Source organism: Bradyrhizobium sacchari, from assembly GCF_002068095.1.
In the GTDB taxonomy this organism is placed as follows: Bacteria; Pseudomonadota; Alphaproteobacteria; order Rhizobiales; family Xanthobacteraceae; genus Bradyrhizobium; species Bradyrhizobium sacchari.
This window is the reverse complement of the sequence record NZ_LWIG01000069.1, coordinates 60,595-69,433: the sequence shown is the minus strand read 5'-3', so window position 1 is coordinate 69,433 and position 8,839 is coordinate 60,595. Positions and strand designations below refer to the sequence as shown.

The 8,839-nt window shown below is 64.8% G+C and carries 10 protein-coding genes; 5 read left to right on the top strand and 5 right to left on the bottom strand.

The window, feature by feature from the left end; translation table 11 throughout:
* Positions 1-9: 9 nt before the first annotated feature.
* Entirely contained in the window at positions 10-630 is a 621-nt protein-coding gene (locus A5906_RS39925; protein WP_080140690.1) for a class I SAM-dependent methyltransferase, read from the top strand.
* 148 nt (positions 631-778) lie between these two features.
* On the opposite strand, the gene A5906_RS39920 is transcribed toward A5906_RS39925, so the two are convergent.
* On the bottom strand, positions 779-1,666 hold the full coding sequence (locus A5906_RS39920; protein WP_080140537.1) for a branched-chain amino acid aminotransferase: 888 nt from the start codon (positions 1,664-1,666) through the stop codon (positions 779-781).
* A 140-nt stretch (positions 1,667-1,806) separates the two neighbouring features.
* Here A5906_RS39920 and A5906_RS39915 point away from each other — a divergent pair, with 140 nt between their 5' ends.
* Positions 1,807-2,742 (top strand): alpha/beta hydrolase, encoded by a 936-nt coding sequence (locus A5906_RS39915; protein ID WP_080140536.1) that lies wholly within the window; start codon positions 1,807-1,809, stop codon positions 2,740-2,742.
* Positions 2,743-2,751: 9 nt separating this feature from the next.
* Here A5906_RS39915 and A5906_RS39910 read toward each other — a convergent pair whose 3' ends face one another.
* A complete protein-coding gene (locus tag A5906_RS39910; protein WP_080140535.1) occupies positions 2,752-3,000 on the bottom strand; it encodes a hypothetical protein in 249 nt (82 codons plus the stop codon).
* 232 nt (positions 3,001-3,232) lie between these two features.
* Between A5906_RS39910 and A5906_RS39905 the strand changes: the two genes are divergently transcribed.
* Together A5906_RS39905 and A5906_RS39900 are read left to right on the top strand one after the other, a co-directional pair.
* The gene (locus tag A5906_RS39905; RefSeq protein ID WP_080140534.1) at positions 3,233-4,084 is read left to right on the top strand and encodes a hypothetical protein; all 852 of its coding nucleotides are present in this window, start codon (positions 3,233-3,235) and stop codon (positions 4,082-4,084) included.
* A 175-nt stretch (positions 4,085-4,259) separates the two neighbouring features.
* On the top strand, positions 4,260-5,840 hold the full coding sequence (locus A5906_RS39900; protein ID WP_080140533.1) for a sensor domain-containing diguanylate cyclase: 1,581 nt from the start codon (positions 4,260-4,262) through the stop codon (positions 5,838-5,840).
* 16 nt (positions 5,841-5,856) lie between these two features.
* Here the strand turns inward: A5906_RS39900 and A5906_RS39895 are convergent, their stop codons facing one another.
* The 3 genes from A5906_RS39895 to A5906_RS39885 form a co-directional block, all read right to left on the bottom strand.
* Positions 5,857-6,417: a carboxymuconolactone decarboxylase family protein gene (locus A5906_RS39895; RefSeq protein WP_026312077.1), complete on the bottom strand. Its 561-nt coding sequence runs from the start codon at positions 6,415-6,417 to the stop codon at positions 5,857-5,859.
* Between the two features lie 128 nt (positions 6,418-6,545).
* Positions 6,546-7,691 carry a PLP-dependent cysteine synthase family protein gene (locus tag A5906_RS39890; RefSeq protein ID WP_080140532.1) on the bottom strand — a complete coding sequence of 382 codons (1,146 nt, stop codon included), beginning with the start codon at positions 7,689-7,691 and terminating at the stop codon, positions 6,546-6,548.
* Between the two features lie 45 nt (positions 7,692-7,736).
* On the bottom strand, positions 7,737-8,201 hold the full coding sequence (locus tag A5906_RS39885; RefSeq protein ID WP_080140531.1) for an Lrp/AsnC family transcriptional regulator: 465 nt from the start codon (positions 8,199-8,201) through the stop codon (positions 7,737-7,739).
* 162 nt (positions 8,202-8,363) lie between these two features.
* Between A5906_RS39885 and A5906_RS45875 the strand changes: the two genes are divergently transcribed.
* A partial coding sequence (locus A5906_RS45875) for a pyridoxal-phosphate dependent enzyme (RefSeq protein WP_245327147.1) occupies positions 8,364-8,839 on the top strand: 476 nt, incomplete at its 3' end.

Below are 8,839 nucleotides of genomic sequence, written 5' to 3'. Positions count from 1 at the left end.
GGAGCCGCCATGCCCGACCGCACCACGCACTGGGAGAGCGTCTACGCCACCAAGGGCGAGGCCGAGGTCAGCTGGTATCAGGACAGCCCGGCGACCTCGCTCGCGATGATTCGCGCAGCCAACTCCGACCATGACGCAGCCATCATCGATATCGGCGGCGGCGCATCGCGGCTGGTGGATGCGTTGCTTCAGGACGGATATCGCCGTCTCGCCGTGCTGGACCTCTCCGCCAACGCGCTTGAGGTTGCGAAAACGCGCATCGGCGCAGCCGCTTCAACGGTCGACTGGATCGTCGCGGACGCCACCACATGGCGGCCGACCAGGACCTACGATGTCTGGCACGATCGCGCGGCGTTTCATTTCCTGACCGATCCTGGTGACAGAGCGGCTTACGTCGAGCGCCTGCGGTCGGCGGTCGCGCCCGGCGGACAAGTCATCATCGCGACGTTCGCACCCGATGGTCCGGAGAAATGCAGCGGCCTGCCGGTGCAGCGCCACGACAGCGCGAGCCTTGCGGCCGAACTCGGGCCGGCGTTCGAGCTGGTCGAGACGCGGGGCGAGACGCACCGCACGCCGTGGGATTCGACGCAGGCGTTTCAGTTCAGCCGGTTTCGGAGGCGGGACTCATGAGGCGTGGCGCGGCTTGACGTTGTGGATGTCGATGCTCCCACAAGCTCGTCATTGCGAGCGCAGCGAAGCAATCCAGACTGTCACCGCGACACGATTCTGGATTGCTTCGCTGCGCTCGCAATGACGGAGTACGTGGAAGCAGCGAGACCTACGCCGCCAGCTTCACCGCATGCGCAAAGTCCCAATAGAGCTTGCGCGCCCTGGTGTAGAACGGGCCCGGCTTCAGCTCGCGCTCATCGATACGGATCACCGGCGCGACCTTGGCGAAATTGCCGCTTGAAAAAATCTCGTCGGCGGCGAGGAAGTCGGCATAGCGCAGCGTCTTCTCGACCACGGTAACGCCGTCGCCGCGAAGCAGGCTGATGACGCGCTGGCGCGTGATGCCGTTGAGGAAGGTGCCGTTCGGCACCGGCGTGAACACGACGCCGTCCTTGGCCATGAACACGTTGGAATTGCCGAACTCGGCGACATTGCCGAGCATGTCGAGCATCAGCGCATTCTGGAAGCCGCGGGAGGCCGCTTCGGCGAGTGCACGCGAATTGTTCGGATAGAGGCAGGCCGCCTTGGCCTCCACCGGCGCGCACTCGGTCGTCGGTCTGCGGAACGGCGACAGCGTGATCGCGTTGCCGACGGGTTTCGGTATCGGTGCCTCGTAGATGCACAGACACCAGTTGGTCGAGTCAGGATCGAACAGCACGCCGCCGCCGAGCCCACTCTGCGCCCAGTACATCGGTCGGATATAGAGCTCGGCATTCGCCGCGAAACGCGCGATACCTTCGTTTGCGAGCGCGAGCCAGGTGCCGGCATCGACCACCGGCTTCAGGCCAAAGCTGATCGCGGATTGATTGGTGCGGGCCATGTGAAGGTCGAGATCGGGCGCGACGCCCTCGAACGCACGGGCGCCGTCGAACACGACCGAGCCGAGCCAGGCCGCATGCGTGCGCGGGCCCATGATCGGCACATTGCCGTCATGCCATTTGCCTTCGAAGAAGGTCCAGCTCGGCGAATATTCGATTGCCTTCTTGATCTCGGCCATAACCGGCCTCCCCATGGACGTGATGCCGCACTATAGCGTCACTATTGGCGGAACTTCTAAATGATTCCCTGCGCAGAAGAGGTACGCTGCCATTTCCCATGAGATAGGCTACGCTTTCACATGAGGGAGAAGGAAGCAGCATGCCGCTCGACCCGCTCGCAAAGCGTTTGTTGACCATGATGGCTGCGGCCGGGCCGCAAGGACGGAGCCGGCCCAGCGTCGAGGCACGGCGGCAATCGCTGGCAAAGCTGATGCAGTTCGCGCGCGCTGAGGCGCCTGACGTGACCGCCTCCGACGGCATGCTGCCCGGTCCCGGCGGCGAACTTCCCTACCGGCTCTATTCGCCCGCTTCTGCCGGCGAATCCGCGCCGGGATTCGTGTTCTTCCACGGCGGCGGCCTCGTTGCCGGCAGCATTGCCACGCATGACCGCATCGCCGCCGCGCTTGCGCATGCCAGCGGATGCCGCCTGGTCTCGATCGACTACCGGCTCGCGCCCGAGCACAAATTTCCCGCGGCCGTGGACGATGCGATCGCCGCGACCGAATGGGTCGCGCGCGAGGCGCCCACCCTCGGCATCGATGCCGAGCGGCTGGTGGTCGGCGGCGATTCCGCCGGCGCCACTTTGGCGGCAATCGTGTGCCAGGAGGCCTTGCAAAACGCCGGCCTCTCAATCGTGGCGCAATGCCTGATCTGCCCGGTGCTGGATTTCGAAGAGACCTCGCCCTCGCGCGAGGAATTCGCCGAAGGACATCTGATCGATCGCATCACGATCGAAGCCGATCTCGCCGACTATCTGCCCGGCGACGTCGATGCCGCCGATCCGCGTATCTCACCGCTGCGCGCGAGCAGGCTCGCGGGCCTGCCGACCGCGATCATCCACACCGCCGAGTTCGACCCGATGCGCGACGAGGGCAATGCCTATGCGCGCAAGCTGCTCACCGCGGGCGTCGCCGTCGAGCACGTCTGCCATGACGGCATGGTCCACAATTTCCACGCCATGGGCGCGATCCTGCCGCAGGCGCAGCTCGTGCTGTCGCAGATCGGGGAGCAAGTCAGGCGGGCGGTGGAGAAATAAAAGCGCAAATCACACGCGCGCGCCAATGACCGCGCGCGCTGCCACGACATATTCCGGCCAATGCGCATCAGCGTAACGCTCGGCCTGCCGCGCGCAGGTGATATCGGGCGCATGCGCGGTCGCGATCGTGCGCGCGAAACGCTCTTCGGCGACCGTCACCTCGGCGGGTTCGGCCGACGGTACAGGGGCGGCGACAGCGGTCGGAGCAACGGCGAGCCCCGCCAGACCGGTGAGCAGGATGCGGCGTGACGTGTTCATGGCTGTCGTCCTCCATTGTCCGGCCTGCACTCTGGCCGGCGACCGTGTCAGTGCGATCACGTCAGGGTAACCGCGCATATCCCTGCCGTCCATCGTGGATAGCGCTTGACCACGAAAGCGATCACGTTCCATCTAGGACACGGTTTGGTCATCAGGGCGCCACGCATCGGATTGTCACGTGTCTCACCGCAGCCCATCACATCACCCGGCTTGGCGCGCTGCCGCGATTGCGATGCTTTGTCTGACGATCTCTGCAGGCGCCGCCTTGGCGGCCGAGGATGACGAGGACAAGCCCGCAAAGCCGGTGGTGCCGAACATCTATCTCGATATGCGCACGATCTATTCGGCGATCCCGGCGGGCACGCTCGGACTCGGCTTCGGGACCACCTCGCTGTCGGCCGCCTTCGAAGCCCTGGCGGTACAACGCGGCACGACGCTGCCGAACGGCCTGCCGGCGGCAAAAGGCATCGCCGTCGACCTGCCGATGACCGTCGACGTCAGCGACCGCGTCTCGCTCTATGGCGGCGTGTCGGGCTCCACCGTGGACATCGGCGGCGGCTGGTCGTCCTTAGACATCACCAGCTGGAACATCGGCGTGCAGGCCGACCTCTACCAGCAGAACGGCGGCAGGATCCCGACCATCACGCTGCAATCGACGCTGACGCAGTCGGTGCCGAACGAGCAGGGCATGACGAACTCCTTCAACAACATCCTGGAATTCGACTACGCGCTGGACGAGGACGAGACGCGGGGCTGGCTCGCCGGCGTGCAATATATCCACACCACGATCGCCAGCCCGTTCGCCAGCATCCGGCCGAATACGATCCTCTATGCCGGCGGCTATTATCAATGGCCGAGCAACTGGAAGTTCACCGGGCGGCTCGGTATGCAGTCCTTCGGCGGCGCGCAGTTCGCCGGCCGAACGATGGCGGAATCCTTCACCCAGCCGACCGTGCGTCTCGACCTCGACCGCATGGACGACAACGACAACCGCCTGTTCGGCATCACGGCGCAGATCGCATGGACGCCGAAGCCGGCCTACCAGCTGACGCTGCGCACGCCGCTCTATGCGGTGCGCAACTGACCGGAGTCGTGGTGGATTTTCGATAAAGCGTGGCGGCTGCTACCGGCCGGAAACGGGGGTTCCTCCATTGCGCGTCAACCGATCGTTAATCCTCATCTCAAAACCTTGATCGCGTTAGTTCGCCGCAACGAACCTTGCGCCACACTATGCCGGCTTTTCGTGTGGGAGGCTGCGAATGTCCCGCTTGGTTTCGGAACGGACGTTCCTTGCTGGGAAGATCTTCTTCAATTTCGGCCAATCGTCGATCGATTGCGTCGTACGCCGGCTGACCGACGAGGCCGCGACGGTCGAGATGGAGAGCGGCCTCGGTGTGCCCGAGCGGTTCCAGCTCAGGCTCGCGGGGCGAGACATTCTTGCCTGCCGCGTGATCTGGCGCTCCGACCGCCAGGTCGGGGTCGCCTTCGAGCAGCCGGGCAGCGAGAGGGCGGCCGGCGAGGAGCGGGAACGCTCGTCCGAGGCGCTGATGCGCGGCCAGATGCTGGCGCTGCGCGCCGCGCTCGATCATGTGCCGACGGGCATCGTGCTGCTCGACTCCAGCCTCAGGGCACGCTTGATCAACCGTTCGTTTCGCGAGATGTGGCGCCTGCCCGACCAGGTGGCCGACAGCAATCCATCGATCCTCACGCTGCTTCACCACGGCCGCGACACCGGCGCCTATGAGGTGCCCGACCCTGAACTCGATGCCCTGGTGGCGGAGCGCGTTCGCGTGATCGAGGCCGGTGATCCGACCCCGATCGACCTGCGCCGGACCAATGGCGACGTCGTGCGCGTCCAGGTGACGCCGTTGCCCGACGGCGGCCGCATGCTGACCTATACGCCCGTCACCGATATCGTGCGCACCGCGGACGAGCTGAAGCTGCTGCGGGATGCGCTGGAGAACGTTCAGGACGGCGTCCTGCTGCTCGATTCCGACCTGCAGGCCACCTTCATGAACCGGCGGATGCGGCGGTTCTGGGAGGTGAGCGACGAGGAGGCGGCGAGCCGGCCGGCCTATTCATCGCTGGTGCGGCGCCTGCATCGCGCCAGCGCGCCCAATCTTCCCAACAGCGAGCTCGCGAAATTTCCGGCAAGACGCGTTGAGGAGGTCAAGGCCGGCGATCACGTGCGCGACCTGCAGACGCCGGATGGCCGCCGCATCAGGGCGCATTGCACCACGATGTCGAATGGCGGGCGCATGCTGACCTATGTCGACATCACCGATCTGACGCAAAAAGCCGCGATGCTGGAGACGCTCGCCACCACCGATCCGCTCACCGGCCTCTACAACCGCCGCCACTTCCTCGAGAGCCTCGGTGCGGAATGGAGCCGCTTCCAGCGCTACTACCGCTCCGTCGCGGTGCTGATGCTCGACATCGACCACTTCAAGTCTGTCAACGATCGCTACGGCCATGCCGTGGGCGACGCTGCGATCAAGGCGGTCGCGGCCGCCTGTCTCGACGGCAAGCGCAAGTCGGACATCGTCGGCCGTCTCGGCGGCGAGGAATTCGCCGTGCTGCTGCCCGAGACCAGCCTGTCCCGGGCAAGGATTGTGGCCGAGCGCATCCGCAGGCGCGTGATGAGCACAAAGGTCTTCGCCGAGAAGATCCAGTTCGCCCTCACCGTGAGTATCGGCATTGCCGAGGCCACCGTCAGCATGTCCGGCATCGATGCGCTGATGGGTGCGGCAGATCATGCGCTTTACCAGGCCAAGAGCGAAGGCCGCAATCGCTGCATCGCCTGGGCGCCCCCGCCGCCTGCAGATAAGGCGGCGGAGTGATCGACGGACGCTGCGTCTACTCCGGCACCGGCACGTCGAAGGTGTTGAGCGTGACCGAGACCATGCAGTAGACGCCGACGAGATAGGACAGCTCGGCCGCGCCATGCTCGCCGAACTCCTTGACCGCCGCGCGATATGTCAGCTCCGGCAGCACGCCGCCGCTCACAAGAGCCGACGCCATGTCATAGGCAACAGCCTCCTGCTTGGTGAGATCGACCGGCCGCTGGCCGGCGACGATGGTCGCGAGCTTCTCGTCGGAAAGACCACGCTGCTCGGCCACCAGCACATGGGCATAGAGCTCGTAGCCGGAGCGGAAATGCGAACCGGTGACGAGGATGGCGACCTCGCGCACAGCGGCCGGCAGCAGCGGGTTCGACGCGATCGCCTTGACCAGCTCCCACACCGGCTTGCCAAAGCGCGGCTCGCGGATCCAGGGATTCCAGGGCCCGAGCAGCGCGCCGTCGTCGCGCATGTTCACAAAGCCCTTGAAGTGATCCTTGATGCCGGCCTGCATGTCGTCATAGAGCGGCTTCTGTTCGGCGGTCAGATCCTTGGGATCGAGAATGGGGAGGCGCACGGTGGAATCTCCTCGTTGAGAGGACGCAACCGTCACCCGCAGGCGCGTGCAAGGCAAGTGAAGTTGCCGTGACGGGCCGTGCCATTTCGCAAATCGCACGGAGATATCAGCTGTGAGCCTTTGGGGCCCTATGCGCTCTGCGGATTGACGACGTCGTCGACGTCCAGCGCCAGTGGCGCACCTGTCTCGATGAACGACGACAACGTCGCCTCGAATGGCGCAGGATCCAGACCGCGCCCCTTCAGCCATTCCGGCTCATAGTAAGTCTGCCGGTAGCGCTCACCGGAATCGCAGATCAGCGTCACCAGCGAGCCCGTGGCATTCGCCCGGCGCATCTCCGCGGCGAGCCGGCACGTCGCCAGAAAGTTGGTGCCGGTGGAGCCGCCAACCACGCGGCGCAGCCGGCGCGACAGCACGTTCATCGCCGCGATCGTCGCCGCATCCGGGATCTTCATCATGCGGTCGACCACGCCCGGCACGAAGGACGGCTCGCAGCGGGGACGGCCGACGCCCTCGATCAGCGACGGGCGATCGCAGACATGGGAGCGATCCTGTGTACGGAAGCAGTCGAAGAAGGCGGATTGCTCGACGTCGGCAACGCACAGCCGTGTCGGATACTGGCGGTAGCGCAGATATCGCCCGATGGTGGCCGAGGTGCCGCCGGTACCGGCGCCCATCACGATCCAGTCCGGAATCGGGTGCGGCTCGCCCGCCAATTGCGTGAAGATCGATTCGGCGATGTTGTTGTTGCCGCGCCAGTCGGTGGCGCGCTCGGCGAAGGTGAACTGGTCCATGTAATGGCCATTCAGCCGGGCGGCGAGCGCGGCGGCCTCCGCATAGAGCGCGCGGCCGTCGTCGATCAGATGGCAGTTGCCGCCATAATGCTCGATCGCCGCGATCTTCTCCGCCGAGGTCGTGCGCGGCATCACGGCATAGAAGGGCACGCCGATCATCTGCGCGAAATAGGCTTCCGACACAGCGGTCGAGCCCGACGAGGCCTCGACGACGGGCGTGCCTTCGCGGATGTGACCGTTGCAGAGCGCATAGAGGAACAGCGAACGCGCCAGGCGATGCTTCAGGCTGCCGGTCGGATGCGTGGATTCATCCTTGAGGTAGATGTCGATGCCTGACAGCGCCGGCACGATCAAACGGATCAGATGCGTGTCGGCGGTGCGGCACTGGTCGGCCTCGATCGCCGCGACGGCCTCGTCGACCCAGCCGCGCCGATAGGCCGGCCCGGCCGGATTGTGCTGGCGGAAGGGGAATGTCTGCATCGCACGAATCTCTCATGATGCGGATCGCGCATCAATAGCTGATGCCTAGAACTCCAGCGGCGCGTTGTCGACGACCTCCTTCATCACGAAAAAGGTGCGGGTCTGGCGCACGCCGGGCAGCGCGATGAGCTGCTCGCCATGGATGCGGTTGAAGTCCTCCATGTCACCGACGCGGATCTTGAGGAAGTAATCGAAGTCGCCGGCGACGAGATGGCAGTCGAGCACGAATTTCAGTTTTGCGACCGCCTGCTCGAAGATGGCGAAGCTTTCCGGCGTCGAGCGGTCGAGCACGACGCCGACCATCACCAGCGTGCCCTTCGCCACCTTCTTCGGGGCGATCATGGCGCGCACCGTGGCGATGAAGCCGTCCTCAAACAGGCGCTGGGTGCGGCGGTGGCAGGTGGCGGGGCTGATCGCGACGGTTTCGGCCAGCTCGGCATTGCTCAGCCGGCCGTTATTTTGCAGCAATCTCAATATCTTAAGGTCAGTGCGATCAAGCCGGGCCGCCATGAAAGAAGCTTCCGTTAATATAGCCAGTTTCGGAAGAAATATTAGCCAATCGCGCTATTGATGCAAGAATTCGTGCAGCACGACCGCGATAATTGAGAGCACATTTTCCCGGTACAGTGCTAGCCACATCCGGAGATCAACGCCAATCGGGATGACCTGACCATGCTGGAAAAATTCGCGCGCTACCCGCTGACCTTCGGCCCGACGCCCATCGAGAAACTGGAGCGGCTGTCGAAGCATCTCGGCGGCAATGTCGAGATCTATGCCAAGCGCGAGGACTGCAATTCCGGTCTCGCTTATGGCGGCAACAAGCTGCGCAAGCTCGAATACATCATTCCGGATGCGATCGCCTCAAATGCCGACACGCTGGTGTCGATCGGCGGCGTGCAGTCCAACCACACTCGCATGATCGCGGCCGTCGCCGCCAAGATCGGCATGAAGTGCCGCCTGGTGCAGGAGGCCTGGGTGCCGCACGAGGACGCCGTCTATGACCGCGTCGGCAACATCATGCTCTCGCGCATCATGGGCGCCGACGTGCGCCTCGTCGACGACGGTTTCGACATCGGCATCCGCAAGAGCTGGGAGCAGGCGATCGAGGAGGTGAAGGCGGCGGGCGGCAAGCCCTACGCGATTCCCGC